Source organism: Limimaricola cinnabarinus (genome assembly GCF_002723615.1).
Lineage (GTDB): Bacteria > Pseudomonadota > Alphaproteobacteria > Rhodobacterales > Rhodobacteraceae > Limimaricola > Limimaricola cinnabarinus_B.
Genome location: NZ_KZ304971.1, coordinates 13694 through 39874 on the forward strand (window position 1 = coordinate 13694; position 26181 = coordinate 39874).

General features: G+C 67.8%; 24 protein-coding genes and 2 tRNA genes. 8 read left to right on the forward strand and 18 right to left on the reverse strand.

Going from position 1 to position 26181, the window contains the following annotated elements:
- The first annotated feature begins 19 nt into the window (after nt 1–19).
- Entirely contained in the window at nt 20–1582 is a 1563-nt protein-coding gene (locus CJ301_RS15270; protein WP_099278235.1) for a bifunctional metallophosphatase/5'-nucleotidase, read from the forward strand.
- 71 nt (nt 1583–1653) lie between these two features.
- Here the strand turns inward: CJ301_RS15270 and CJ301_RS15275 are convergent, their stop codons facing one another.
- Nucleotides 1654–1938: an SH3 domain-containing protein gene (locus tag CJ301_RS15275; RefSeq protein WP_099278236.1), complete on the reverse strand. Its 285-nt coding sequence runs from the start codon at nt 1936–1938 to the stop codon at nt 1654–1656.
- 140 nt (nt 1939–2078) lie between these two features.
- On the opposite strand from CJ301_RS15275, the gene CJ301_RS15280 reads away from it, so the two are divergent.
- Complete coding sequence (locus tag CJ301_RS15280) at nt 2079–2741, forward strand: SOS response-associated peptidase (protein ID WP_099278237.1); 663 nt, start codon at nt 2079–2081, stop codon at nt 2739–2741.
- A gap of 44 nt (nt 2742–2785) precedes the next feature.
- Nucleotides 2786–2859: transfer RNA gene (locus tag CJ301_RS15285), tRNA-Gly, on the forward strand.
- A gap of 55 nt (nt 2860–2914) precedes the next feature.
- Here the strand turns inward: CJ301_RS15285 and CJ301_RS15290 are convergent.
- The 3 genes from CJ301_RS15290 to CJ301_RS15300 form a co-directional block, all read right to left on the reverse strand.
- Complete coding sequence (locus tag CJ301_RS15290) at nt 2915–4123, reverse strand: alpha-hydroxy acid oxidase (RefSeq protein ID WP_099278238.1); 1209 nt, start codon at nt 4121–4123, stop codon at nt 2915–2917.
- Between the two features lie 117 nt (nt 4124–4240).
- Entirely contained in the window at nt 4241–5032 is a 792-nt protein-coding gene (gene trpA / locus CJ301_RS15295; RefSeq protein ID WP_099278239.1) for a tryptophan synthase subunit alpha, read from the reverse strand.
- 66 nt (nt 5033–5098) lie between these two features.
- Complete coding sequence (locus CJ301_RS15300; protein ID WP_099278240.1) at nt 5099–5521, reverse strand: VOC family protein; 423 nt, start codon at nt 5519–5521, stop codon at nt 5099–5101.
- A gap of 161 nt (nt 5522–5682) precedes the next feature.
- On the opposite strand from CJ301_RS15300, the gene ychF reads away from it, so the two are divergent.
- Nucleotides 5683–6780 carry a redox-regulated ATPase YchF gene (ychF, locus tag CJ301_RS15305; protein WP_099278241.1) on the forward strand — a complete coding sequence of 366 codons (1098 nt, stop codon included), beginning with the start codon at nt 5683–5685 and terminating at the stop codon, nt 6778–6780.
- Nucleotides 6781–6856: 76 nt separating this feature from the next.
- Here ychF and CJ301_RS15310 read toward each other — a convergent pair whose 3' ends face one another.
- Complete coding sequence (locus CJ301_RS15310) at nt 6857–8305, reverse strand: UdgX family uracil-DNA binding protein (RefSeq protein ID WP_099278242.1); 1449 nt, start codon at nt 8303–8305, stop codon at nt 6857–6859.
- 12 nt (nt 8306–8317) lie between these two features.
- Complete coding sequence (locus CJ301_RS15315) at nt 8318–9550, reverse strand: putative DNA modification/repair radical SAM protein (RefSeq protein WP_099278271.1); 1233 nt, start codon at nt 9548–9550, stop codon at nt 8318–8320.
- Between the two features lie 90 nt (nt 9551–9640).
- Between CJ301_RS15315 and CJ301_RS15320 the strand changes: the two genes are divergently transcribed.
- Entirely contained in the window at nt 9641–10528 is an 888-nt protein-coding gene (locus CJ301_RS15320; protein WP_099278243.1) for a metallophosphoesterase, read from the forward strand.
- Nucleotides 10529–10604: 76 nt separating this feature from the next.
- Nucleotides 10605–10694: transfer RNA gene (locus tag CJ301_RS15325), tRNA-Ser, on the forward strand.
- A gap of 267 nt (nt 10695–10961) precedes the next feature.
- On the opposite strand, the gene CJ301_RS15330 is transcribed toward CJ301_RS15325, so the two are convergent.
- Together CJ301_RS15330 and CJ301_RS15335 are read right to left on the reverse strand one after the other, a co-directional pair.
- A complete protein-coding gene (locus tag CJ301_RS15330; protein ID WP_099278244.1) occupies nt 10962–12443 on the reverse strand; it encodes an inorganic phosphate transporter in 1482 nt (493 codons plus the stop codon).
- A 108-nt stretch (nt 12444–12551) separates the two neighbouring features.
- On the reverse strand, nt 12552–13031 hold the full coding sequence (locus CJ301_RS15335; protein WP_099278245.1) for an NUDIX hydrolase: 480 nt from the start codon (nt 13029–13031) through the stop codon (nt 12552–12554).
- A gap of 280 nt (nt 13032–13311) precedes the next feature.
- On the opposite strand from CJ301_RS15335, the gene CJ301_RS15340 reads away from it, so the two are divergent.
- Entirely contained in the window at nt 13312–13476 is a 165-nt protein-coding gene (locus CJ301_RS15340) for an RSP_7527 family protein (protein ID WP_162620563.1), read from the forward strand.
- A gap of 52 nt (nt 13477–13528) precedes the next feature.
- Here the strand turns inward: CJ301_RS15340 and CJ301_RS15345 are convergent, their stop codons facing one another.
- Nucleotides 13529–16960, reverse strand: a complete 3432-nt coding sequence (locus CJ301_RS15345) for an indolepyruvate ferredoxin oxidoreductase family protein (protein WP_099278247.1) — start codon at nt 16958–16960, stop codon at nt 13529–13531.
- A 130-nt stretch (nt 16961–17090) separates the two neighbouring features.
- Here CJ301_RS15345 and CJ301_RS15350 point away from each other — a divergent pair, with 130 nt between their 5' ends.
- On the forward strand, nt 17091–17555 hold the full coding sequence (locus CJ301_RS15350; RefSeq protein ID WP_099278248.1) for an Lrp/AsnC family transcriptional regulator: 465 nt from the start codon (nt 17091–17093) through the stop codon (nt 17553–17555).
- Here CJ301_RS15350 and CJ301_RS15355 read toward each other — a convergent pair.
- The 9 genes from CJ301_RS15355 to paaK form a co-directional block, all read right to left on the reverse strand.
- Nucleotides 17552–18160: a transferase hexapeptide repeat family protein gene (locus CJ301_RS15355; RefSeq protein ID WP_099278249.1), complete on the reverse strand. Its 609-nt coding sequence runs from the start codon at nt 18158–18160 to the stop codon at nt 17552–17554. The two genes, CJ301_RS15350 and CJ301_RS15355, sit on opposite strands and share 4 nt — an antisense overlap.
- Nucleotides 18160–20205, reverse strand: a complete 2046-nt coding sequence (gene paaZ / locus CJ301_RS15360; RefSeq protein ID WP_099278250.1) for a phenylacetic acid degradation bifunctional protein PaaZ — start codon at nt 20203–20205, stop codon at nt 18160–18162. The genes CJ301_RS15355 and paaZ overlap by 1 nt, the downstream gene beginning before the upstream one ends.
- Nucleotides 20206–20208: 3 nt before the next feature.
- Entirely contained in the window at nt 20209–21279 is a 1071-nt protein-coding gene (locus CJ301_RS15365; protein WP_099278251.1) for a ferredoxin--NADP reductase, read from the reverse strand.
- The gene (gene paaD, locus CJ301_RS15370; RefSeq protein WP_173812376.1) at nt 21279–21764 is read right to left on the reverse strand and encodes a 1,2-phenylacetyl-CoA epoxidase subunit PaaD; all 486 of its coding nucleotides are present in this window, start codon (nt 21762–21764) and stop codon (nt 21279–21281) included. The genes CJ301_RS15365 and paaD overlap by 1 nt, the downstream gene beginning before the upstream one ends.
- A gap of 5 nt (nt 21765–21769) precedes the next feature.
- Complete coding sequence (gene paaC / locus CJ301_RS15375) at nt 21770–22519, reverse strand: 1,2-phenylacetyl-CoA epoxidase subunit PaaC (protein ID WP_099278253.1); 750 nt, start codon at nt 22517–22519, stop codon at nt 21770–21772.
- On the reverse strand, nt 22519–22803 hold the full coding sequence (gene paaB / locus CJ301_RS15380; RefSeq protein WP_099278254.1) for a 1,2-phenylacetyl-CoA epoxidase subunit PaaB: 285 nt from the start codon (nt 22801–22803) through the stop codon (nt 22519–22521). Before paaB ends, paaC begins: the two co-directional genes overlap by 1 nt.
- A 5-nt stretch (nt 22804–22808) precedes the next feature.
- On the reverse strand, nt 22809–23780 hold the full coding sequence (gene paaA, locus CJ301_RS15385; protein WP_099278255.1) for a 1,2-phenylacetyl-CoA epoxidase subunit PaaA: 972 nt from the start codon (nt 23778–23780) through the stop codon (nt 22809–22811).
- 156 nt (nt 23781–23936) lie between these two features.
- Nucleotides 23937–24788 (reverse strand): PaaX family transcriptional regulator, encoded by an 852-nt coding sequence (locus CJ301_RS15390; protein ID WP_099278256.1) that lies wholly within the window; start codon nt 24786–24788, stop codon nt 23937–23939.
- Between the two features lie 57 nt (nt 24789–24845).
- Complete coding sequence (paaK, locus tag CJ301_RS15395; RefSeq protein WP_099278257.1) at nt 24846–26156, reverse strand: phenylacetate--CoA ligase PaaK; 1311 nt, start codon at nt 26154–26156, stop codon at nt 24846–24848.
- Between the last annotated feature and the right edge of the window lie 25 nt (nt 26157–26181).

Sequence of the window (26181 nt, forward strand, 5' to 3'; positions counted from 1 at the left end):
AACCGACAGGGACGCCACAATGAAACTCGGACTTTTCGGCACCACCGCCGCGCTCGCTCTCGTGGCCGGTGCCGCGCAGGCGGAATACAGCCTGACCCTCCTGCACACCAATGATTTCCACGACCGCTACGAGCCGATCTCGAAATATGATTCGACCTGCTCGACCGAGGACAACGAGGCCGGCGACTGCTTCGGCGGCGTCGCGCGTCTCGTCACCGCGGTGAACGAGGCCCGCGCGCGCGCCGGCGACAACCTGCTGCTCGTCGATGGCGGCGACCAGTTCCAGGGCACGCTGTTCTACACCTATTACAAGGGCGAGATGACGGCCGAGTTCATGAACCAGCTCGGCTATGACGCGATGACCGTGGGCAACCACGAGTTCGACGACGGCCCCGAGGTGCTGCGCGCCTTCATCGACAATGTCGATTTCCCGGTGCTGATGTCGAACGCCGACGTCTCGGGCGAGGAAAAGCTCGCCGATGCGATCCAGAAGTCGACCGTGATCGAGCGCGGCGGCGAGAAGATCGGCCTGATCGGCCTCACCCCGCAGGACACCGACGAGCTGGCGAGCCCCGGCCCCAACGTCATCTTCACCGATCCCGTCGATGCGGTGCAGGCCGAGGTCGACCGGCTCACCGAAGAGGGCGTCAACAAGATCGTCGTGCTGAGCCATTCGGGCTTCGAGACCGACAAGCGCGTGGCCGAGGCGACGACGGGCGTCGACGTGATCGTGGGCGGGCATTCCAACACGCTTTTGTCGAACGAGCAGGAGGACGCGGTCGACGTCTATCCGGTGATGGTCGGCGATACGGCGATCGTGCAGGCCTATGCCTATGGCAAGTTCCTGGGCGAGCTGAACGTGACCTTCGACGATGAGGGCGTGATCACCGAAGCCTCCGGCGAGCCGGTGCTGATCGACGGCCAGGTGGTCGAGGACCAGACGGCGGTGGACCGCGTGGCGGAGCTCGCCAAGCCGCTCGACGAGATCCGCAACCGCGTCGTCGCCAACACCACCGCCCCGATCGAGGGCAACCGCGACGTCTGCCGCGCGCAGGAATGCGAAATGGGCAACCTCGTGGCCGATGCCATGCTCGACCGCGTCGCCGATCAGGGCATCCAGGTCGCCATCACCAACTCGGGCGGGCTGCGCGCCAGCATCGACGAGGGCGAGGTGACGATGGGCGAGGTGCTGACCGTGCTGCCCTTCCAGAACACGCTCTCGACCTTCCAGGTTTCGGGCGCGGCGCTGCTCGAGGCGCTGGAGAACGGGGTGAGCCAGATCGAGGAAGGCGGCGGCCGCTTTCCGCAGGTCGCGGGCATGACCTTCGCGGTCGATGCGGCGGCCGAGCCGGGCAGCCGCATTTCGGACGTGATGATCGATGGCGAGCCGCTCGACCCCGAGGCCACCTATGGCGCCGTGTCGAACAACTATGTCCGCAATGGCGGCGACGGCTACAAGATGTTCATCGACACCGAGAACGCCTATGATTTCGGCCCCGATCTCGCCGATGTCACCGCCGAATACATGGCCGCGCAGGGCGATTACGAGCCCTACACGGACGGCCGCATCACGATGAAGTAAGGCCCCCTCGGGGTCGGGGAGGGCGCGCGCCGGGGGACCGGCGCGCGCCCTTTCGCATCAAGCCGTCCTTCTTAGATGTCCGACAGGTAATCGGCCGAGACGTAGCCGCCCAGAGCCGGCGCGTCGGCGAGCGTGACGCGGCACCACAGCTGGCCGCTCTCGGTCACGCAGTCGCGCCGCGTCAGTCGCGTGCCGTCGGGCAGGCCGAGGATCACCTTGTATCCCAGACCGGGCCCCGCCCGCAGCTTCAAAAGCTCGTCCGGGCCGGCCCCGTCGACGACGGTCCGGCTGCCGGAGGCGGCGCAGCCGGCGAGAAGCGCGGCGGCCGTGAGCGCGGCGATGAAGGGGCGATGCATGGGCGGGCCTCGTTCTTGTCCTGTCTGGTGCGGTTCTGTCAGGCGCGGTGCGCGGAAGAAAGCGCGAAGCCGCCCGGCAGGCTGGCAATCGCGCAGCGTGTCGAAGATGCTATGCCTGTCCCGAACCACAGGAGGCGCCCATGTGCGGACGCATGGCCATCACGCTGCCCCATGACGCCATGGCGCAGATGTTCGAAGCCGCCCCGGCCAACGATTTGCCAGAAGTGCCCAACTACAACGTCTGCCCGACCGTGCAGGTGCACACGGTCACCTCCCTTGAGGGCGCGCGCCGCCTGCGGCCCATGCGCTGGGGCTTCATCCCGCATTGGTACAAGGCCCCCAATGGCGGGCCGCTGCTGATCAACGCCCGCGCCGAGACGGTGGCCGAGAAGCCCGCCTTCAAGCAGGCCGTGCGCGAGCGCCGCTGCCTGATCCCGGCATCGGGCTTCTACGAATGGACGGTGGATGCGGAGGGCAACAAGCTGCCCTGGTTCATCCACCGCGAGGACGGCGCGCCGCTCGCCTTCGCGGGGCTGTGGCAGGATTGGGAGCGGGACGGCGAAAGCCTCGTCACCTGCGCCGTCGTCACCACCGCCGCCGATGGCGCGATGCGCGACATCCACAGCCGGATGCCGGTGATCCTCGAAGCCGACGACTGGCCGCTCTGGCTTGGCGAGGCGGGGCATGGCGCGGCGGTTCTGATGCGCGCGAACCCCGATCCGCTGGCCTTTCACCGGGTCGATCCGAAGGTGAACTCCAACCGCGCGCGGGGCCCCGAACTGATCGAGCCGATTGACGCCTGAGCCGTCTTGAAGCCCCCCGCGCGAGCCGCTATCAAGGCCCCGAAGCGGGCGTGATGTAGTGGTAGCCTGTCAGCCTTCCAAGCTGAACGTGCGGGTTCGATTCCCGCCGCCCGCTCCAATCCCCATCCAGATAGACGAGCGGGCAGGGGCGGACATGCCGCCCCCGGCCGATATCAGGCGGGCAGCGATGTCGCCCGGTCGGAAGAGCGCGCGCCGCTTTCCTGCCATTCGCCCTCGAAGTCGCGCGGCACCAGAAGGTTGTGCGGGCCGAGATCGGCCACGTCGCGCTCGCCGCACAGCGCCATGGTGAGGTCGAGCTCCTTGCGGATCACCTCCAGCGCCGCGGTCACGCCCTTTTCGCCCATCGCGCCGAGGCCGTAGAGCCAGGCCCGGCCGATCATCGTCGCATCCGCGCCCAAGGCCAGCGCCTTCAGCACGTCCTGGCCAGAGCGAATGCCGCTGTCGAGCCAGATCTCCGTCTCGCCCTTCACCTCGCGCACGATCGACGGCAGGATGCGAATCGAGGAGAGCGCCCCGTCGAGCTGCCGCCCACCATGGTTCGACACTACGATCGCATCGGCGCCGCATTCGACCGCCTTGCGCGCGTCATCGGCGTCGAAGATGCCCTTGAGGATCAGCTTGCCGTCCCATTTGGCCGCGATCTTGCGCACCTTTTCCCAGTCGAGCTTGAGGTCGAACTGCTCGGCGGTCCATTTCATCAGGCTGCGGGCGTCCTCCACATTCGAGGCATGGCCGACGATATTGCCGAACTGCCGCCGCTTCGTGCGCAGCATCTCCAGCCCCCATGTCCACTTGGTCGAAAGGTCGAGCATCGTGGCGGGGGTGAGCTTGGGCGGGGCCGAGAGCCCGTTCTTGAGATCCTTGTGCCGCTGGCCCAGAAGCTGAAGATCCAGCGTCAGCACCAGCGCCGAGCAGCCCGCCCGCTTGGCCCGCTCGATGATCCGGTCGACGAAATCCTCGTCGCGCATCACGTAGAGCTGGAACCAGAAGGGGGCGGAGGTATGCTCGGCCACGTCCTCGATCGAGCAGATCGACATCGTCGACAGCGTGAAGGGCACGCCGAACTTCTCCGCCGCCCGCGCCGCCTTGATCTCGCCATCGGCGTTCTGCATGCCGGTCATGCCGACGGGGGCGAGCGCCACCGGCATCGCCACCTTTTCGCCCAGCATCCGGCCCGCGGTCGAACGGTCGGACATGTCCACCGCCACCTTCTGGCGCAGGCGGATCTTCTCGAAATCGGTGGTGTTCTCGCGGAAGGTCTGCTCGGTCCAGCTGCCGGATTCGGCATAGTCGAAGAACATCTTCGGCGCGCGGCGCTTGTGCAGCCGTTTGAGATCCTCGATGCAGGTGACGATTGGCATGGCATTCCCCCCGATTGGTAAGGATGATTTACCAGCCGCCGCCGGGCACCGCAATGAAAACGGCGCCCGCGAGGGGGCGCCGTCGGAATTGCGTATTTTCGGAAAGATGAACGAGGGTCAGGCCGAATGCGCGCCGTCGGCCAGCGTTTTCACGAAGGACAGCACCTCCGCCACCGGCTTGCCCTCGGCGATCTGGCTGACGATGGCCGAGCCGACCACCGTGCCGTCGGCGATGCCGGCGATGGATTTCGCGGTCTCGGGCGTTCGCACGCCGAAGCCCACGATGATCGGCAGGTCGGTCTGCGACTTGATCCGCGCGACTTCGGGGGCCACCGCGTCGGCCTGCGCCTCGGCCGCACCCGTGATGCCGGTGATCGAGACGTAATAGACGAAGCCGGAGGTGTTCTGCAGCACCTTGGGCAGGCGTGCGTCGTCGGTGGTGGGCGTGGCGAGGCGGATGAAGTTCAGCCCGGCCTGCTGGGCGGGGATGCACAGCTCGGCATCCTCCTCTGGCGGCAGGTCGACCACGATCAGCCCGTCGATTCCGGCCTCGCGCGCCTGTTCGAGGAACCGGTTCACGCCGCGCGAATGGATCGGGTTGTAATAGCCCATCATCACGATCGGCGTCTTGTCGTCGGTCTTGCGCAGGTCGCGCGCGATATCGAGCGTGCGGTCGAGCGTCATGCCCTGCGCCAGCGCCCGCTGGCCCGCAAGCTGGATCGTCGCGCCATCGGCCATCGGATCGGTAAAGGGCAGGCCCAGCTCGATGATGTCGACGCCCGCGCCGGGCAGGCCGCGCACGATCTCCTTGGAGGTCTCGAAATCCGGGTCGCCCGCCATGACATAGGCCACGAAGGCCTTGCGCCCTTCGGATTTCAGCCGCGCGAAAGTGTCGTCGATCCGTGTCATGCCCGTCCCCTCTGGCCCGATCCTCATGCGGTTTGGGCCAAAGGGGGGCGGAAATCAATGGGGGCCTCAGTCCGGAATGGGCGCCTCGACCCCGATCATCCAGCGCGTGCCGAAGCGGTCGGTCAGCGTGCCGAAGCCCTCCGACCAGAAGGTCTTGGTGAACTCCATGTGGATCTGCCCGCCCTCGGCCAGCGCGTCGAACACCGCGCGGGCGCGCGGCACATCGGGCAGGTCGATGGTGATCGAGCAGCCCGCCATCTCGGGGCTGCCGCCCATGATGTCGTCGCTGGCATAGATCCAGCCCTCGCCGATCTTCAGCGCGGCATGCATCACCGCCTGCGGGCTGGCCTCGGGGATGCTGTCGCGCATCTCCTGCGGCGCTTCGGAAAAGGTCATGACATTGGCGGGGGGCGCATCGAAGATCCTTGCATATTCGGCCAGCGCATCGGCGCAGTTGCCATGGAAGGTGACATAGGGAATCGGGATCATCGCGCGCGCTCCTTGTTGCTCGGGGTGAGCATGGCATGCAGGCGCCCAAGGCACCAAGGCCCGTTACCAAGAGCCGTTGCCAAGGCCCGTTGCCAAGCTTGGCTTGCGCGCGGGCGCGCCTGCGGATAGGACCGCCGCGATGTGCTGCTAGGAGGCGTGACATGGGCTTTCGCATGGGGATCGTGGGGCTGCCGAACGTCGGCAAGTCCACCCTGTTCAACGCGCTGACGCGCACCGCCGCGGCCCAGGCCGCCAATTTCCCGTTCTGCACGATCGAGCCGAATGTCGGCGACGTCGCCGTGCCCGATCCCCGGCTCGACAAGCTGGCCGAGATCGCCAAATCCAAGCAGGTGATCCCCACGCGGATGACCTTCGTCGACATCGCGGGCCTCGTGAAGGGCGCGTCCAAGGGCGAGGGCCTGGGCAACCAGTTTCTCGCCAACATCCGCGAGACCGACGCCATCGCCCATGTGCTGCGCTGCTTCGAGGATGGCGACGTGGTGCATGTCGATGGCCGGGTCGATCCGGTGGCCGACGCACAGGTGATCGAGACCGAGCTGATGCTCGCCGATCTGGAATCGGTCGAGAAGCGGCTGCAGAACATCGGCCGCAAGGTGCGCGGCGGCGACAAGGAGGCGGTCGATCAGGAGCGCCTGCTGAAGGCCGCCCATGCCATGCTGTCGGACGGCAAGCCCGCCCGCATGGTCGAGGTGTCCGACGACGACGCCAAGGCGTGGAAGATGCTGCAGCTGATCACCGCCAAGCCGGTGCTCTATGTCTGCAACGTCGAGGAGGCCTCGGCCTCCACCGGCAACGAGCATTCCGCCAAGGTCGCCGAGATGGCCGCCGCCGAGGGCAACGCCCATGTCGTGATCTCCGCCCAGATCGAGGAGGAGATCAGCCAGCTCGACGCCGACGAGGCCGAGATGTTCCTCTCCGAGATGGGGCTCGAGGAGGCCGGTCTCGACCGGCTCATCCGCGCGGGCTACGACCTGCTGCACCTTGAGACCTATTTCACCGTCGGCCCCAAGGAGGCGCGCGCCTGGACGATTCGTCAGGGCACGCTCGCGCCGCAGGCGGCGGGCGTCATCCATGGCGATTTCGAGCGCGGCTTCATCCGCGCCGAGACCATCGCCTATGATGATTTCGTCGCGCTGGGCGGCGAGAGCGCCGCCAAGGAGGCGGGCAAGATGCGCGCCGAGGGCAAGGGCTACACCGTCAAGGATGGCGACGTGATGCACTTCCTGTTCAACACCTGAGGGCAGGGGGCTTCGAGACCCCATGCCGACGAAAACGCGCCGCATCCCCCGATGCGGCGCGTTTTTCATGGCAGGATCACTGGGCGCGCAGCTCTTCCAGATGCGCCTGCGCCGATTTCAGATCGGCGCGGAATTTCTCGGTCTCGTCCTCCCTGAGCGCCGGATCGGGCAGGCGCAGCAGGTAGGAGGGGTGCACCGTCAGGAACACCGGCACGCCGCCCTCCGTCGCCTCGATCGAACCGCGCCGCGACAGGATGCCCTTGCGCGATCCGGTCAGGCTCTCGGCCGCCGTGCCGCCCATCGACAGGATCAGCTTCGGCCTGATCAGCTCGATCTCGGATTTCACCCAGAAGCGGCAGGCCTTGATCTCGGAGGTGTTCGGGTTCTGGTGGATGCGCCGCTTGCCCTTCGGCGTGAACTTGAAATGCTTCACCGCATTGGTGACGAAGGCGCGGTCGCGCTCGATCCCGGCCTCCCTGGCGATGCGGTCGAACATCTGGCCCGCGGGGCCGACGAAGGGCCGCCCCGCCAGATCCTCCTGATCGCCCGGCTGCTCGCCCACCACCATGAGATCGGCGTCGCGCGGCCCCTCGCCGGGCACCGCCTGTGTCGCGTTCTCGTAAAGCGGGCAGCGGGTGCAGGCGTTCTCTTCCGCCTTGAGCTGATCGAGATCATCGGCCATCGGGCGCAGAACGCGCGGGGCGGCAAGCCGTTCCGTGATCTTGGCCGCGCGCAGCGGCGGCAGGGTCGGCGCGGCCTCCTGCATGGCGCGGGCGCGGCTCTCGGCGCTTGCGATCATCTCGGGGATATGCCGCGCCTCGGGCAGGTTCTTCCAGTATTTCTTGGGCATCTCCGACATCATCGCCCCGACCTTGAGCCGCGCGGGGTTGAAGATGTTGCGGAAATAGGTGCCCCAAAGCTCCTCGGTCGCATCGTCGGGAATCTCGGGCTTGGGCTGGCCCTCGGCAAAGCCGAGCGCGCCATCCTCGAACACCGCCGTCAGGTCCGGCGTGGCGATCATCCAGTCCATGTCCGCGAAACGGCGCGCAAAGAAGGGCGCGGTCGGCTCCAGCGTGTGATGCGTGGGCTCGAACCACGCGGCAAAGCGGCGGCGGGGCTGGTCGGGTGCGCCGATCTCGCGAAACCGCACGAAGGCGGTCATCTTGTGCCTGTCGCGCCGCACCGCCTTTTCCATCGCCCTGAGCTTGGCGAGATCCGCATCGCCGCGATCCTCCATAAGCCCCTTCTCGGAGCCGAGCCGCCACAGCAGCGCGTAGAGCCGGGCGAAACGCTCGGGGTCGCTGTGCCAGATCACGGTATTGGCCAGCTCCACGAAGCTGCGCGGCACCGAGATGGTCTTGCTCGCGGGCGCGATCTCCTCCGGCGGGGTGGCGAAGAGATCGGCCTCCGCCGCACCCCGGCTCCAGGTCACCTCCGAAGGCGGCACCCCGCGCGACACCAGCCCGCGCGCGGCGTCGCGCCAGGCGGTGTCGGTTCCGATATGGGGCAGGGCGACATGGGGCATGGGCACCAAACCTCAGAACAGCGACAGCTGTTCCGGCTTGGGCGCGAAACGCGCGGCGAGGTCGGGGCTGTCGAGCAGCGCGCCCGGCGTCCAGTCGAGCAGCGACACGAAGGGCCGGGCGTTCTTCATGTTGGCCCCCATCCGCGCCAGATCGTCCCAGCGCAGCCGCCGGTGCCGCCGCGCCGCGATGATCCGCTGCACCGTCCGCTCGCCAAAGCCCGGCACCCGCAGCAGCGTCTCGCGGTCGGCCCGCATCGGATCGACCGGGAAGGCATGGCGGTTCCTGAGCGCCCAGGCCAGCTTGGGGTCGATCGAAAGATCGAGATTGCCATCGGTGCCCGCGGTGATCTCGGTGGCGTCGAAGCCGTAGAACCGCATCAGCCAGTCGGCCTGATAGAGCCGGTGCTCGCGCATGAGCGGCGGCTTGATCAGCGGCAGCTTGGCCGTGGCGTCGGGAATGGGCGAGAAGGCCGAGTAATAGACGCGCTTGAGCCCATAGGAGGAATAGAGCCGGGTGGACTGGCCGAGGATCGTCGCGTCGTTCGAGCCGTCCGCGCCGATGATCATCTGCGTCGATTGCCCGGCTGGCGCGAAGCGGGGCGGGCGCTTGCCGGTATGGCTCTTCTCCTTCGCCGCCTCCTTGCGCATCCGCACCCCGGCCATCGCGCGGCGGATCGTGTCGGGCTTCTTCTCGGGCGCGTATTGCGTCACGCTGGCATCGGTCGGCATTTCGACATTGATCGAGACCCTGTCGGCATAGAGCCCGGCCTGCTCGATCAGCTCTTCGCTCGCCTCGGGAATGGTCTTGAGATGGATGTAGCCGCGGAAGTTCTCCTCCAGCCGCAGCTTCTTGGCGATGCGGACCATGTCCTCCATCGTCTTGTCCGGGCTCTGGATGATCCCCGAAGACAGAAACAGCCCCTCGATGTAGTTGCGCCGGTAGAACTCCAGCGTCAGCTTGACGACTTCGTCCACCGAGAAGCGCGCGCGCTCGGTGTTGGACGACACCCGGTTCACGCAATAGGCGCAATCGAAGATGCAGAAATTCGTCATCAGGATCTTCAGAAGGCTGATGCAGCGCCCGTCGGGCGCATAGGCGTGGCAGATGCCCGAGCCTTCGGTCGAACCGAGACCCTTTCCGTCCTTCGAGTTGCGCTTCGACGTGCCCGACGACGCGCAGGAGGCGTCGTATCGAGCGGCGTCCGAGAGGATGGCGAGCTTGCGCTCGAGGCTGTGCGTTGTCATGAGATTCAGGTAATGTTCCTGCCCTTGCCGAACAAGCGGGGGGGCCTGCGACAGCTTGTCCGGCGGCACCATCCCGCTAGGTCGGGGCGCATGCAGCCCATCCACGCGATCCCCGACATCCATGCCGATCCCGACCGGCTCGCGCGCAGCCTCGATGCGGCCGAACCCGGCGCGCGGATCGCCTTTCTGGGCGATTTCATCGACGCGCTGCCGGGGCAGGCGGCGGTCTCGGACCGCGCCGTGCTCGAGCGGGTGCGCGATCTGGTCGAGACGGATCGCGCCGTGGCGGTGATGGGCAATCACGAGCTGAACGCGATCCTGTTTCACCGGCTCGGCATCGACGGCGCGGCGCTGCGCCGCCACAGCCCGCGCAACCGGGCCCAGCATCGCAGCTTCGTGGCCGATTTCGGGATCATGACGCCGCAGGCGCTGGGCTGGACGGACTGGTTCCTGACCCTGCCGCTGTGGCGCGAGGAGGACGGCCTGCGCCTCGTCCATGCCTGCTGGAGCGCGCCCGCGATCGAGACGGTGGCCGCGCGCCGGCCCGACGGGCGACTGCGCGAGGCGGACCTGCCCGAGATCGCCGCCCGCTCGACCCGCTTCGGCCGGGCGGTGCAGCTGCTGGTGACGGGGCCGGAGCAGCGCCTGCCGGAGGGGATGGGCTTTCACGACAGCCATGGCAGCCTGCGCCGCCGCGTCCGGCTGGCCTGGTGGCGGCACGGCGCGAAAAGCTGGCGCGACGCCGCCCTGTCGGTGCCTGACCCCGAGGAGCTGCCGCGCACCGCGCTGCCCGCGCGCGGCGACCTGACCTTCTACCCCAAAGGCGCGCCGCCCGTGCTCTGCGGCCATTACAAGATGCGCGGCGCGCCCTGCATCGAGGCCCGCAACGTCGCCTGTCTCGACTATCCCGGCACGCCCTGCATCTACCGCTGGCGGGGCGAGGCGCGGCTCATGGAGGAGCATCTGCAGGCTGTTTGAAAACACGTGGCAGTTTTCTGCGAGAAGGCCGATTTCGCCCTTGTTTTCACCCCACACGCCGCATAGACACACCGGCGGAGACGTGGCCGAGTGGTCGAAGGCACACCCCTGCTAAGGGTGCAGGCGGGAAACCGTCTCGAGGGTTCGAATCCCTTCGTCTCCGCCACCATTCCCCCAGATTTCATCCTGCAACCGATCAGGCGCAGCAATATCTGCCGTCTGTTCGTGATGCAGCGTCGCAGCCTGTCATTTGCCGAGCTTGCGGAAGGAGCGCGCCGTCATTCGGACGTGCCAACTCATATCAGCGAATGCATGAGGCCCCGATCGCAAGCGCGAACGGGGCCTCAAGCAACTCCGGTAACGGAACATGCCGGGGCGACCGGCCGTCGCCCCCGACCTGCAAAGTCGAAGGGCGGGGGCCGGTCCTTCAGCCTCAAAAGCCGATCTGGCGCAGCAGCACGAAGCACAGCGCCGAGAGCAGCGCCGCGGCGGGGACGGTGATGACCCAGGCCGCGATGATGGTCAGGAAATGCGAGCGGCGCACCAGCTTGCGCCGGGCGCGTTCCTGCTTGGCGATCCGCGCCGCGGGCGGGCGGCCCTCGTTGATCTTGCGGGCGCGGCGCTCGGCGTGCCATTCGCGGAAGAAGCCGACGCCGAAGACGCCGCCCACCGCGATATGGGTCGAGCTGACCGGCAGGCCGAGCCAGGAGGCCGCGATCACCGTCACCGCCGCCGAGAGCGCCACGCAATAGGCGCGCATCGGGTTGAGCTTGGTGATCTGGCTGCCGACCATGCCGATCAGCTTGGGCCCGAACAGCACCAGGCCGACCGAGATGCCGACCGCGCCGATCACCATCACCCAAAGCGGGATCGCGACCTCGCCCGCCACGCCCGAGGCCTGCTGGGCATAGACCACCGCCGCCAGCGGCCCGACCGCGTTGGCCACGTCATTGGCGCCATGCGCAAAGGACAGGAGCGCCGCAGAGACCACCAGCGGCACCCGGAACAGCACCTTGAGCGACTTGTTGCGGTTCTCCAGCCCGATCGATTGCCGCCGGATCAGCGGCCGCGACAGGGCGGTGAAGAGCACGCCCGCCGCCGCCCCGATCATCAGCGCGGTGAGGATGTCGATCTTGACCAGCCGTTTCAGGCCCTTGAGCGCGAGATAGGCGGCGAAGGCGGCGGTCATCAGGCCGATCAGCACCGGCACCCATGTGCGCGCCGCGGCGATCTTGTCCTCGACATAGATGATGCGCCACTTGATGAAGGCGAGCATCATGGCCGCGATCACGCCGCCCAGCACCGGCGAGATGACCCAGCTTGCCGCGATGGCGCCCATGGTGGGCCAGCTGACGGTCGACAGCCCCGCCGCCGCGATGCCCGCGCCCATCACGCCGCCGACCACCGAATGGGTGGTCGAGACCGGCGCGCCGACCCATGTGGCGATGTTGACCCAGATCGCGGCCGACAAAAGCGCCGCCATCATCGCCCAGATGAAGATCTGCGCATTGGCGAGGCCGGCGGGGTCGATGATTCCCTTGGAGATGGTCGAGACCACGTCGCCGCCCGCCAGAAGCGCGCCCGCGCTTTCGCAGACGGCGGCGATGACGATCGCGCCGGCCATCGACAGCGCCTTGGCGCCGACGGCGGGGCCCATGTTGTTGGCGACGTCGTTGGCGCCGATATTGATCGCCATGTAGGCGCCGAAGGCGGCGGCGACGACGACGACGAGGCTTTGCGGCTCACCGCCGGTCAGCACCGCCGCGACGAGCGCGGCGAGGGTGACGAAGACGAGCGAGGCCCCGACGCCGACGAGCGGGCGCGAGGCATACATCGAGGCGGCTTCGAAGCGCGACAGCCGGTTCAGGTCCCGGTCGAGCGTCTTCCACTGGTGCGAGGGATCGTTCTGGGTCAACGGTCGGCTCCTTGCGGGCGGGGGCGGGGCTTGAAAGAGCGAAGCTGGAAAGAGCGGGGCGGGAAGGAACGGGGCGAAGCGAGGCTAGGGCGGGCAGGGCGCATCGGCTCAGGCGCGCTCGAGGCTGCGAAGGCTGGCGGGCAGATCGCGCAGCAGCGTCTTGAGCTGCGGCTCGTCGACCTTCTCGGCGGCCTCCTCGGGCGTCATCCAGCGCCGTTCGCGCCGGTCGGCCTCGGGGAAATCGGATTGCAGCTCGGCGCCCTCGAAGGCGTAGACATCCACATCCGTCACCACCGGCACGTTGCCGCGCAGGCGCTTGGTGTAGCGGTAGCGCCCGATGAGGCCCCGCCCGCTGCCCACGGGGCGGATGCCGGCCTCTTCCCAGGCCTCGTCGAGCGCGGTGCCTTCGGCGTCGAAGCCCTTCTTCGGCCAGCCCTTCGGCAGGATCCAGCGCTTGGTCTCGAGAGAGGTCACCAGCAGCACCTCGAGCCCCCGGTCGCTCTCGCGGTAGCACAAGGCCGCCACCTGAAAGCGCGGAGGCCGTCTCAGCAGCGGCGCGATGAAGTTCATCCAGAGTTTGGCTAGCACGGCAATCCACCTGAATTGTTGAAGCCCAATCGTCTAGACCGGGCCTTGCCTTCGCATCAAGCATCGCGTCCGGATTTTTTGCAGATCTTCCGTCGCGCTCCTTCCGTCGCGCTTCGGGGGCGGCCGGCGCGTCTCGTGGGATGCAAGCAGGCCCCGTGCCGTTACCACGATGGGTCATGCGCTCCCCGCATGGCGGGATTGACTGGCATTCGGCCGCGAAGACGCCCATTTGGCAGGCATGAGAGCGATGAAGCTCTCGGATGTTCCAGATGAGCTTGTGATGACCCAGAACGATCTCTACGCCCGCCCGACCCAAGCCGAAATCGAAGCCGTCATGTCCGAGGCCCGCCAGTTGCGTGCCGCTCATGTCGCTGGCGTCTTCCGCGCCGTGGCCCGCAAGCTGCGCGGCCTGACCGTCGGCGGCAAGGCTTCGGCCGCGGCCTGATCGCGATCGGCGGGGCGGCCCCGAATGGCCGCTCCGCCGCGCCTCTCCAAGCCTAGCGCAGCGCCGCGCGCAGCTCTTCGACGCGGGGCTTCACCCGCGCCACCGCCTCGGCCTTGACCGGGCCGAAACCGCGGATCTCCATCGGCGCCGCCAGCATCTCGCGGCAGCTGTCGAGATCCCCCGCCTGGGCCGCCTTGCGGCAATCCGACATGACCGCCTCGAACCAGCCGATCAGGGCGCGCTCCATGCGCCGCTCCTCGGTATGGCCGAAGGGGTCGAGCGCGGTGCCCCTCAGGCGCTTGAGCCGGGCCAGCCCGCGGAAGCCCGGCTTGATCCAGGCCCCGAAGGCGCGCTTGCGCGGACGGCCCCGGCTGTCGCGGCCCAGCGGCAGGAGCGGCGGGGCAAGGTGATGCTTCACCGTGAAATCGCCCTCGAACTCGGCCTTCAGCGTCTCCTCGAAGCCGGTTTCCTCGTGCAACCGCGCGACCTCGTATTCGTCCTTGTAGGACATCAGCTTGAACAGCGACTTCGCGGCGAGGATGGTCAGCTCCTCGACCTGCTCGGCCGGCAGGTCGAGCCCGGTGCGGAACGCGGTCAGGGTGTCGTGGTAGCGCTGGGCCCAGGCGCCGTCCTGGTAATCGGCGAGGAAATCGCCGCGCCGCTCGATCACGCTTTGCATGGTTTCCGGCGCGGCGGGCGCGCGGCCCAGCGCGGCGTCGAGCGCTGCCGGATTCGCGGCCAGAAGCCGCCCGTAAGCCAGCGCCATGCGATTCTTCTCGATCGCCACGCCGTTGAGCTCCACCGCCTGCTCCAGCGCCGCGAGGCTCACCGGCACGAGGCCGCTTTGCCAGGCATGGCCGAGCATCATCACGTTGGAGAACACGGCGTCGCCCAGAAGCGCCTCGGCCACGGCATTGGCGTCGAAGGCGTCGAGCTTTTCCGCCCCCACGGCCTGCGCGATCGCCGCCTCGCGGGCATCGACCTTGAGATCGGCGTCGCGGTGCAGCACCAGATCGCCCGTCGGCATCTCGGCGCGGTTGAGGACCACGCGCGTGCCCTTCCGGTAGCAGACGCTCGCCTTGGGCGAGGACGACGCGACGATGTCGCAGGCGATCACCGCATCCGCCGTGCCGGCCTCGATGCGGACTTGGTGGATCTCCTCGGGGCTGCGGGCGAGGCGGATGTAGCTCAGCACCGTGCCGAATTTCTGCGCGAAGCCGGTGAAGTCGAGCACGCTCGACCCCTTGCCCTCCAGATGCGCGGCCATGGTGATCAGCGCACCCACGGTGACGACGCCGGTGCCGCCGACGCCCGAGACCAGAAGCTCGTAGGGCTTCGACAGCGTGGGCAGGTCGGGCAGGGGCAGGTCGCGCGCCAGCGCCAGCGCGTCGATGCCCGCGCCCTCGCGCTTCTTGCGGGTCGCGCCCTCGACGGTGACGAAGCTCGGGCAGAAGCCTTCGAGGCAGGAGAAATCCTTGTTGCAGCTCGACAGGTTGATCTTCCGCTTGCGGCCGAACTCGGTCTCCTTGGGCTCGACGGAGAGGCAGTTCGACGCGACCGAGCAATCGCCGCAGCCCTCGCAGACGAGCTCGTTGATATAGGCGAAGCGCTTGGGGTCCTCCATCGTGCCGCGCTTGCGGCGGCGGCGCTTTTCGGTGGCGCAGGTCTGCTCGTAGATCAGCACGGTGACGCCGGGGATCTCGCGCAGCTCGCGCTGGATGCGGTCGAGCTCGCGGCGGTGGTCGATGGTGGTGCCGCGCGGCAGGTCGGCCTTGTCGAACTTTTCGGGGTGATCAGAGACCAGAGCGATCCGCTCGACCCCTTCGGCCCGGCAGGACTGGGCGATGGCCTGCACGCTCACCGGCCCGTCGACCGGCTGGCCACCGGTCATGGCGACGGCGTCGTTGTAGAGGATCTTGTAGGTGATGTTGGTCTTCGCCGCGACCGCCTGCCGGATGGCGAGGCTGCCTGAGTGGTACCACGTGCCTTCGCCCAAGTTCTGGAAGATGTGGCGGTTGCCGTTGAACTTCGAGGTCACGGCCCAGGGCACGCCTTCGCCGCCCATCTGCGCGTAGCCCAGCGTTTCGCGGTCCATCCAGGACGCCATGACGTGGCAGCCGATGCCGGAATTGGCCTGGCTGCCCTCGGGCAGCTTGGTCGAGCTGTTATGCGGGCAGCCCGAGCAGAAATAGGGGGTGCGGGTTGCGCCGGGGATGGTGAGGATCGGCGGCGGGGTCTCGGTCAGCGCCTTCGCCTTGGCCGGGAAGCCCTCGCCCGGGAACAGCTTGTCGAGGCGCTGGGCCAGGACGGGGAGCAGCACCTTGGGCGACAGCTCGCCGGTCCAGGGCAGGAGCGCGTTGCCCGGCCCGTCGAACTTGCCGACCATGCGCTCGGGCTTGTGGCCGGGCCAGTCGTAGAAATATTCCTTGAGCTGGCTCTCGATGATGCCGCGCTTTTCCTCGACGACGAAGACCTCCTGCTTTTCCTGCACGAAGTCGAGCGCGGCGCGGCGGGCCAGCGGCCAGACCATGCCCACCTTGTAGATGTCGATGCCGAGGCGGCGGCATTCGGCCTCGTCGAGCCCCAGAAGCCGCAGCGCCTCCATCAGGTCGAGATGGCCCTTGCCGGTGGTGACGATGCCGAAGCGGGCCTCCGCGATGCCGTAGATCGCGTGGTCGATCGGGTTGGCCTCGGCAAAGGCCTGCACGGCGGCGAGCTTGTGCTGCATCCGCGCCTCGATCTCGGGCGAGGGCAGGTCTGACAGGCGGACATGCAGCCCGCCCTGCGGCGCGGTGTAGTCGGGCTGATTGAACTCGCGCGGCGGCAGGAGGTCCACCGACTGGCCGCTCTCGACCGTCTCCGACACCGCCTTGAAGCCGACCCATGTGCCCGAAAAGCGCGACAGCGCGAAGCCCCATTCGCCGAAGGGGAGGTATTCGGCGACCGAGGCCGGGTTCAGCACCGGCATGAACCACGACATGAAGGCGACGTCGGACTGGTGCGACATGGACGACGAGACGCAGCCATGATCGTCGCCCGCCACCACCAGCACGCCGCCCTTCGCGGAAGAGCCATAGGCGTTGCCGTGTTTCAGCGCATCGCCCGAGCGGTCCACGCCCGGCCCCTTGCCGTACCACATCGAGAACACGCCCTCGACCTCGCGCTGCGGGTCGAGCGCGACCTGCTGGGCACCGAGCACCGCCGTCGCCCCGAGGTCCTCGTTCACCGCGGGGAGAAACTCGATCTTGTGCTCTTTCAGCTGTTTCTCGCCGCGCCACATCTCCATGTCGAGCGCGCCCAAGGGCGAGCCGCGATAGCCCGAGACGAAACCGGCGGTGTTCATCCCCGCCGCGCGGTCGCGCCGGGCCTGATCGAGCATGACGCGCACCAGCGCCTGCGTGCCGGTGAGAAACACCCGGCCCTCGGTCCGCTCGTAGCGGTCCGACAGCTTGTAGCTTCGGAAACTGTGCGACTGGTCTGTCATGGCGGAGTCCTCCCTCGACTCTGGCTTGCCTCACTGTGGACCACGCAGGCTGGATATTGCTTTCAGTTTCGCGCGATCAGCCGTAGTTTGCGGGATGCCGTTTCAGGCGCGCGCCCAATTTCGGAATGCCATGGTCACCTCCCTCGATCCCGCCGACATCCGCATCCTGACCGCGCTGCAGGAGGATGGCCGCCTCTCCAATGCCGATCTGGCCGAGCGCGTCGGCATGTCGGCCTCGTCCTGCTGGCGGCGGGTGCGGGCGCTGGAGGAGGCGGGCGCGATCGAGCGGCCGGGCGTGCGGCTCAACCCCGAGGCCTGCGGGCTGGGGTTTCAGGCGATCGTGCATGTCAGCCTCGTGCGCCACGAGATGCGGCCCGTGGAGGATTTCATCCGCGCGGTGCAGGCCCGGCCCGAGGTGCAGGAATGCTACGCCACCACCGGGCAGGCGGATTATCACCTGCGGGTGCTCTGCCGCGATCTCGCGGCCTATAACGCGTTTCTGGAGGAATTCCTGTTTCGCCAGCCGGCGGTGGCCAGCGCCCAGACCAACATGGTGCTGCGCGCCGTCAAGACGCGCAGCAAGCTGCCGCTCTAGGGCTTTGTCGTGACGAGGTATTTCGGATCATAGGCCGGGGCCTCGATCCGCCTGCGGCCCTCCTCGGCGCGGGGCAGGGGGTCGCAGGCCACGAGCTTTTCGCCCGCTTCCGCCGCGAGCCGGGTGTAGATCGCGGTGCCCTGGCTCTTCCACGCGACCTCGTCCTCGGTCAGCTCGCGGATCACCTTGGCGGGCATGCCGACGACCATCGAGCGCGGCGGGATCTGCATGCCCGCCTTCACGAAGGCGAGTGCTGCGACGATGCTCTCGGCCCCGATCACCACGTCGTCCATGATCACCGCGTTCATGCCGACCATCGCGTTCTCGCCGACGCGGCAGCCATGCAGCACCGCGCCATGGCCGACATGGCCGCGCGGCTCGATCACCGCGTCCTTGTTGGGAAAGGCGTGCATGACGCAGGTTTCCTGCAGGTTGGCGTTCTCGCCCACCACCACGCGCCCAAAATCGCCGCGCAGGATCGCGCCGGGGCCGATATAGGCCCCCGCGCCGACATGGGTGTCGCCGATCAGCACCGCCTCGGGGTGGACGAAGGCCGAAGGGTCCACCACCGGCACGACGCCGTCATAGGCATAGACGCGGGCCATCAAAGATCGCGCTGCTCTTTGGCCACCAGCGTCAGCACGTCGTATTGCGCCACCACCTCGGCATCGTCGCGCAGCACGGTGCAGTCCCAGCGCACCTCGCCGTAATCATCCGTTTCGCGCGGGTTGATCTGCTTGGCGGTGAGCTGGACGCGCAGGCTGTCGCCCGCGTTCACGGGCGTCATGAAGCGCAAGCTGTCGACGCCGTAATTGGCGAGCACCGGGCCTTCGTCGGGCTGCACGAAGAGACCCGCGGCGAAGGAGACGATCAGGTAGCCATGCGCGACGCGGCCCTCGAAGAACGGGTTCCGCTTCGCCGCGTCCTCGTCCATGTGGGCGTAGAAGGTGTCGCCGGTGAACTCGGCGAAATGCTCGATATCCTCGAGCGTCACCTTGCGCGCCTCGGTGACGATGGTGTCGCCGATCTCCAGCTCCGCGAGCGACTTGCGGAAGGGATGCACCTCGGTCTCGCGGCGGCTCGCGCCGGGCATCCACTGGCCGATGACGGCGGTCAGCTGGTCGGGCGTGCCCTGCAGCGCGGTGCGCTGCATGAAATGCTTCACGGCGCGCATGCCGCCCAGCTCCTCGCCGCCGCCCGCGCGGCCCGGCCCGCCATGCACCATCTGGGGCAGGGGGGAGCCATGGCCGGTCGAGGTCTTGGCCGAGAGGCGGTTGCCGAAGAGCACGCGGCCATGCAGCTTGGCGATGCCGCGACCCAAGGTCTTCGCGACCTCCGTGTCGTCGGTGAAGACTGACGCCACCAGCGAGCCCGCGCCGCGATTGGCGATGTCGATCGCCTCGTCGAGGCTGTCATAGGGCATCAAGGTGCAGACCGGGCCGAAGGCCTCGATCTCGTGCGGGGCCTTCGCGTTGAGCGGGTCGTCGCAGACCAGCACGCAGGGCGCGACGAAGGCGCCTTTCTCGGGCACGGCACCCGGCTCGATCACCACGCGCGCCTCGGCACCGATCGCCTCAACGGCCTTACGCACTTCCTCGACCTGATCGGTCGAGGCCAGCGCGCCCATGCGGGTCTCCTTCTTGCCCGGATGGCCGATGGTGGTCTTGGCGATGCGGGCGCGCAGCGCCTCGACGGCCGGTTCGACAAGCGCGCGCGGCAGGATGGCGCGGCGGATCGCGGTGCATTTCTGGCCCGCCTTGGCGGTCATCTCGCGATGCACTTCCTTGACGAACAGCTCGAATTCAGGGCTGTCGGGCGTGGCGTCCGATCCGAGGATGCAGGCGTTGAGGCTGTCGGCCTCGGCGGTGAAGCGCACCGCGTTCTCGATGACGGCGGGCGTATTGCGCAGCTTGCGCGCGGTGGCCGCCGAGCCGGTGAAGGTCACCACGTCCTGGCAGGTCACCCGGTCCAGCAGGTCGCCGGTGCGGCCGCAGATCAGCTGCAGCGCGCCCTCGGGCAGCTCGCCGGTTTCGAGGATCAGCCGCACGCAGGCCTCGGTGAGATAGGAGGTCTGGCTGGCAGGCTTCACGATGGCGGGCATGCCCGCGAGCCAGGTTGGCGCCAGCTTTTCCAGCATCCCCCAGACCGGGAAGTTGAAGGCGTTGATGTGGATGGCCACGCCTTCGAGCGGCATCAGCACGTGCTGGCCGATGAAGCTGCCATCCTTCGACAGGATCTCGGGTGTGCCGTCGGGGATGACATGGGCGTTGGGCAGCTCGCGGCGGCCCTTCGAGGCATAGGAGAGCATCGTGCCGATGCCGCCCTCGATGTCGATCCAGCCATCCGAGCGGGTCGCGCCGGTGGCGGTGGAGATCGCGTAGAGCTCTTCCTTGCGCTCCATCAGGGCAAGGCCGATGCGCTTCATCATCATGGCGCGCTGATGCGTCGTCATCTCGCGCAAGGCGGGGCCGCCGACCTCGCGGCCATGGCGCAGCATCTCACCCATGTCGATGCCGGTGGCGTCGACGCGGGCGACCGGATCGCCGGTCGCGGCATCGGCGACGATTTGGCCCTCATCGGTGCCGGCCTGCCAGCGGCCCGCAACATAGGACTCCAGGCGGCGCGGCTCGGTGGGAATGGCGTCCAGCATGTCTCAGTGTCCTTCGTATTCGATGGTGATCTCGTCGGAGAGCGGCAGACACTGGCAGGTCAGCACCAGCCCGTCCGCCACCTCGTTGTCCTCGAGAGCGTAGTTCTGCATCATCTCGACCTCGCCCGACTTCACCCGGCCGATGCAGGTCGAACAGACCCCCGCCTTGCAGGAGAAGGGCGCGTCGATGTCGTGTTCGCGGGCGGCCTCGAGCACCGACTGGCCGGTGCGCGGCATCTTGAAGCTGCGCGACACGCCGTCGAGGATCACGGTCGCGCGGACCATGTCGCCGCTCTCGCGCGCGGCCTTCGCGGCCTCGCGCATCTTGGCGCGGCCCGGCTGGGCGGCGCCGAACAGCTCGAACTTGATCTTGTCCTTGGGCATGCCCGCCTCTTCGAGCGCGCCCGCCACGTCCTTCATCATCGCCTCGGGGCCGCAGATGAAGGCCATCTCGGCCTCGGGGCTGACCCATGGGCCGAACAGCGCGCGGCACTTCTCGGCGTCGATCCGGCCCGAGAACAGCTCGATCTCCTGCGCCTCGCCGGAAAAGACATGCACGACGTTCAGCCGGTCGAGATAGCGGTCCTTGAGATCGCCCAGCTCGGTCTTGAACATCACCGAGGAGAGCTGCCGGTTGCCATAGACCAGCGTGAAGCGCGCCTGCTTTGATCCCTGCAGGATGCTCTTGGCGATCGACAGGACCGGCGTGATGCCGGAGCCCGCGGCAAAGCCGAGATAATGCTTTTCGCCCGCCTCCTCGGGGGCGGCGAAGCGGCCCTGTGGCGGCAGCGCCTCGAGCGTGTCGCCGACCTTCAGATCATGCTTGGCAAAGCTGGAGAACGCCCCGCCATCGACCTTCTTGATGCCGACGCGCAGCCCCTCCTCGGGCGTGGCGCAGATCGAGTAGGAACGGCGCAGCTCCTCGCCGTCGAAATCGCGGCGGAAGGTGAGGTATTGGCCGGGGCGGAAGCGGAACGCCTCGCCATCGCCCTTGGCGGGCGCGAGTGAGACGACCACGGCGTCGCGGGTGTCGTGGTCGATGCCGGTGACGGTCAGCGGGTAGAATTCTTGCATCAGATCGCCTTGAAGTAATCGAAGGGCTCGCGGCAGTCGCGGCACCGGAATTGCGCCTTGCAGGGGGTGGAGCCGCGCCCGGCCAGCATCTCGGTGTTCTCCGAGCCGCATTGCGGGCAGGCGGCGGTCTGGGCCGAGAGCATGCCGGCGCAGTTGGCGGCATTGAGCTGCGGCGGCGCGATGCCGTAATCGAGCAGCTTCTGGCGCCCCTCGGGGCTGATCCAGTCGGTCGACCAGGCGGGCGACATCCTGCGGCGGACGTCGACCTTCTCGATGCCGCGCGCGTGCAGCGCCGTCTCGATGTCGAGCGCGATCACCAGCGTCGCGGGGCAGCCCGCATAGGTGGGCGTCACCTCGACCACCAGCGTGTCGTTCTCCCAGCCCACGTCGCGGACGATGCCGAGATCGACCACCGAGATCGCCGGGATCTCGGGGTCGGGCACCTCGCCCAGCCAGTCGCGCACGGTGTCGGTGTCGGGCCGCATCGCGCTCACCAGCGGGCGTCGGGGAAGGTACGCGGGACCGACTGCATCTCGGCTAGGATGTAGCCCATCGTCTCGGTGTGGATGCCGGTGCGGCCGCCGGTGCGGGCGTGGCCGTTCTCGGGGATGGTGAGCGTCGCGCGGCTCAGCGTCGCGGCGGTCTCGGCGTCGAAGGCGCGGCGCACGCGGTCGAGCCCCGGCAGAACGCCTTGCCCCGCGAGCGTCTCCTCCACCTCGTCGGTCGCCATCAGATCGCCGGCATAGGGCCACAGCGCATCGAGCGCGCCCTGCATCTTGGCGCGGCTTTCATCCGAGCCGTCGCCCAGGCGCACGATCAGGTCGCGCGAGCGGTCGATGTGATAGCGCACCTCCTTCACGGATTTCTGCGCCAGGTCGCGGATCGCCTCATGGCTGCTGTCGCACAGCGCCTCCTGCATCGGCAGGTGCCAGGCGTCGAACAGATATTGCCGCATCAGCGCATGGGCGAAATCGGTGTTGGGCCGCTCGACCAGCTGCGCGTTGAGGAACTGCCGCTCGGTGCGAAAGAAGGCGAGGTCGTCGGGCGTGCGGCCCTTGCCCTCGGCCTCTGCCGCGATCTCGTACCACAGCTGGGTCTGGCCGATCAGGTCGAGACCCATGTTGGCGAAGGCGATGTCCTCTTCCAGCACCGGCGCGTGGCCGCACCACGCCGCCGTCTGCTGGCCGAGGATCAGCGTCGTGTCGCCCATGCGCAAGCAGAAGGTGACGATCGGGTCCATCACATCGCCCCCACGTCTTCGGGGATCTCGAAGAAGGTCGGGTGGCGATAGACCTTGGATTTGGGCGCCGCGAAATTGTGCTCCGCGGTGTCGGGGTCGAAGGCCGCGATCTTGGCGGATTCGACCACCCAGATGCTCACGCCCTCATTGCGACGGGTATAGACGTCGCGCGCGTTCTTCAGCGCCATCTCGCTGTCGGGCGCGTGCAGGGAGCCCACATGCCGGTGCGACAGCCCGTGCTGGCCGCGAATGAAGATCTCCCAAAGGGGCCATTCCTTGCTCATCTCGCTCACTCCGCCGCGATCTGTTGGTTCTGTTTGTCGGCATGGGCGGTCAGGCCGTCGCGATACCACGCGCCGTCGTCCCAGGCCTTGTTGCGGGCCGCGAGGCGGTCCTTGTTGCAGGGCCCGTTGCCCTTGATGACCTCGAAGAACTCGGACCAGTCCGGCTCGCCGAAATCATAGCAGCCCGTCTCCTCGTTCCATTTCAGCTCCGGGTCGGGGACGGTCAGGCCGAGCCATTCGGCCTGCGGCACGGTCTGGTCGACGAATTTCTGCCGAAGCTCGTCATTGGTGTTCTGCTTGATGCCCCAGCGCATCGACTGCTCGGAATGGACCGAATCCTTGTCCGAGGGGCCGAACATCATCAGCGACGGCCACCACCAGCGATTGAGCGCGTCCTGCGCCATCGCCTTTTGCTCCTCGGTGCCCTCGCAGAGCTGGCGCATCACGTCGAAGCCCTGCCGCTGGTGGAAGCTCTCTTCCTTGCAGACGCGGATCATCGCGCGGGAATAGGGGCCGTAGGAGCAGCGCTGCAACGGCACCTGGTTCATGATCGCCGCGCCATCCACGAGCCAGCCCACGGCGCCCATGTCGGCCCATGTCAGGGTCGGGTAGTTGAAGATCGAGGAATACTTGGCCTTGCCCGAGAGAAGCTGCTCGGTCATCTCGTCGCGGCTGATGCCCAGTGTTTCGGCGGCGCAGTAGAGATAGAGCCCGTGCCCGGCCTCGTCCTGCACCTTGGCGAGAAGGATCGCTTTGCGCTGCAGCGAGGGCGCGCGGGTGATCCAGTTGCCCTCGGGCAGCTGGCCCACGATCTCGGAATGGGCGTGCTGGCTGATCTGGCGGATCAGCGTCTTGCGGTAGCCTTCGGGCATCCAGTCATTCGCCTCGATCCGCACGCCGCGGTCGATCTTTTCCTGGAACTCCCGGTCCTTCTCCGAGGTCTCGGCGGCCCCGGTCTCGACGAGCTGTGCATACATGTCGGATCTCCTGCGGCTGGCGCTGACGCGATACCCTCACGGGATTCTGCGCCTCATGCAAAATATGTGACACGTGACGCGGCACATTTCAAGTCACAAGATGGATTGCGTGTGATGTATTGCATCGCGGCTCCGGCCCGCGACACGCGCGGCCGGTCAGTCGTAGGAGAGATCCGCGATGCGCCGGGCGATCCGGGTCGGGTCGGCCCTGAGCGGGCCGTCGCGATCGACGAAATCGCGCGCCACGGCGGCATCGGCGCGGGGGGTGAGATGCAGGTAGAGCCGCGCGAAAAGCGCCCGCACCGCCGGACCCTGCCAGTCCTCGGGCAGCATTCCCAAGGGCAGCGCCGGGTCGGACAGCGCGATGTCGCGATAGACATGCACGAGCAGGAGCCGCAGGCCCAGCGCCTCCTCGGGGCTGCAGGTGACGCCGTCGAGCGGCGCGAAGGCCTGCATGAAACGCGCCATCCGTTCGGCCAGCGCGTCGAGCGGCCAGGCGGCGCGGGCCATCTGGGTGAGGTCGTCCTCGGTCGTGGCGCGGAAATGCGGCGCGCCAAGGGGGGGCAGGGGGTCGCCCCGGTCGGGCAGGATCGCGAGATAGGGCTCGGCCATGCCGAAGCGCAGAGCCGTCAGCCGGTTCACCAGCGCCTCGCGCCCCGGCCCCTGCGGCAGCGCCACGAGGTGCCAGCCCCTGAGCGGGGCGGCGCGCGGGCGGCGATAGATCAGCCGGGCGGCGCGCTGGAATTCCTTTTCCGCCGCGGGCGTGAGCCGGTAATAGCTCTTGCGCCCGTCCTTCATCCCCTCGATCCGCTCGGAGGCCACCAGCCGCGACACGGCGGTGCGCACCCGGCTTTCGCTCAGGCCCACGGCGGCGCAGGCCGAGATGATGTTGCCCATCCAGATCTCGCCGCCGCGCGGGGCCACCACGTCGCCATAAAGCGTCACGATGAAGGCGCCGGCGCTGACCTGATGGGCGGCGAGGGCGTGATCGAGGGCGTCAGGCGACATGTCGGCTCCGGGTTGTGCGCGCGCATCGGTGTATGATGCGCGCGCGAAGGGCGCAATTCAGCCCTTGGGCCGGGCGTCGACGACGCGCTTCGCCTTGCCTTCGGAGCGCTGGATCGCGCCGCAGGGCTTGATCTCGACCTTGCACGACACGCCGACCACGCTCTTGACATGGCCCATCAGCTCGCGCGCGGCGGCCTGCAGCGTGGCCTCGTCGATCTCGGCCTTGCATTCGCAATGGATGCACATCTCGTCCATCCGGCCCTTGCGCGACAGGTGAATCTGGTAATGCGGGGCCAATGCCGCGCATTTCAGGATCTGCTCCTCGATCTGGGTCGGGAAGACATTGACGCCGCGCAGGATGATCATGTCGTCGCTGCGCCCCGTCACCTTCTCCATCCGCCGCATCGAACGCGCGGTGCCGGGCAGAAGGCGCGTCAGGTCGCGGGTGCGGTAGCGGATGATCGGGAAGGCTTCCTTGGTGAGCGAGGTGAACACCAGCTCGCCTTCCTGCCCGTCCTCGACCGGCTCGCCGGTCTCGGGGTCGATGATCTCGGGGTAGAAGTGATCCTCCCAGATATGCAGCCCGTCCTTGGTTTCGACGCATTCCTGCGCGACGCCCGGGCCCATCACCTCGGACAGGCCGAAGATGTCGACCGCGTCCATGTCGAAGGCCTGCTCGATCTCGCCGCGCATGGCGTTGGTCCAGGGCTCGGCCCCGAAGATGCCGGTCTTGAGCGAGCTTTCGCGCGGGTCGAGCCCCGCGGCGCGGTAGGCGTCGAGGATCGACAGCATGTAGGAGGGCGTGACCATGATGATCGAAGGCTTGAAATCCTCGATCAGCGTGATCTGCCGCTCGGTCATGCCGCCCGAGATCGGCACCACGGTGCAGCCCAGCCGCTCGGCCCCGTAATGCGCGCCAAGCCCGCCGGTGAAGAGGCCGTAGCCGTAAGCCACGTGGCAGATATCGCCCGGCGCGCCGCCCGCGGCGCGGATCGAGCGGGCCATGACGTCGGCCCATGTGTCGATGTCGTTTTTGGTATAGGCCACCACGGTCGGCTTGCCGGTCGTGCCCGAGGAGGCGTGCAGCCGCGAGATCTGGCTCTGCGGCACCGCGAACATCCCGAAGGGGTAGTTGTCGCGCAGGTCCTGCTTCACGGTGAAGGGGAATTTCTTCAGGTCCGACAGGGACTTCAGGTCGTCGGGATGGACGCCGCATTCGTCGAACTTCGCGCGGTAGAAGGGCGAGCCCTCATAGGCGCGCTGCAAGGTCTGCTTCATCCGCTTGAGCTGCAGCGCCGTGATCTCGTCGCGCGAGGCGGTTTCGATCGGATCGAGGGGCGCGCGGGCCCCGGTGGGTCTGGTGAGCATGTCGTCCTCCTCGGGCGCCTGTCCG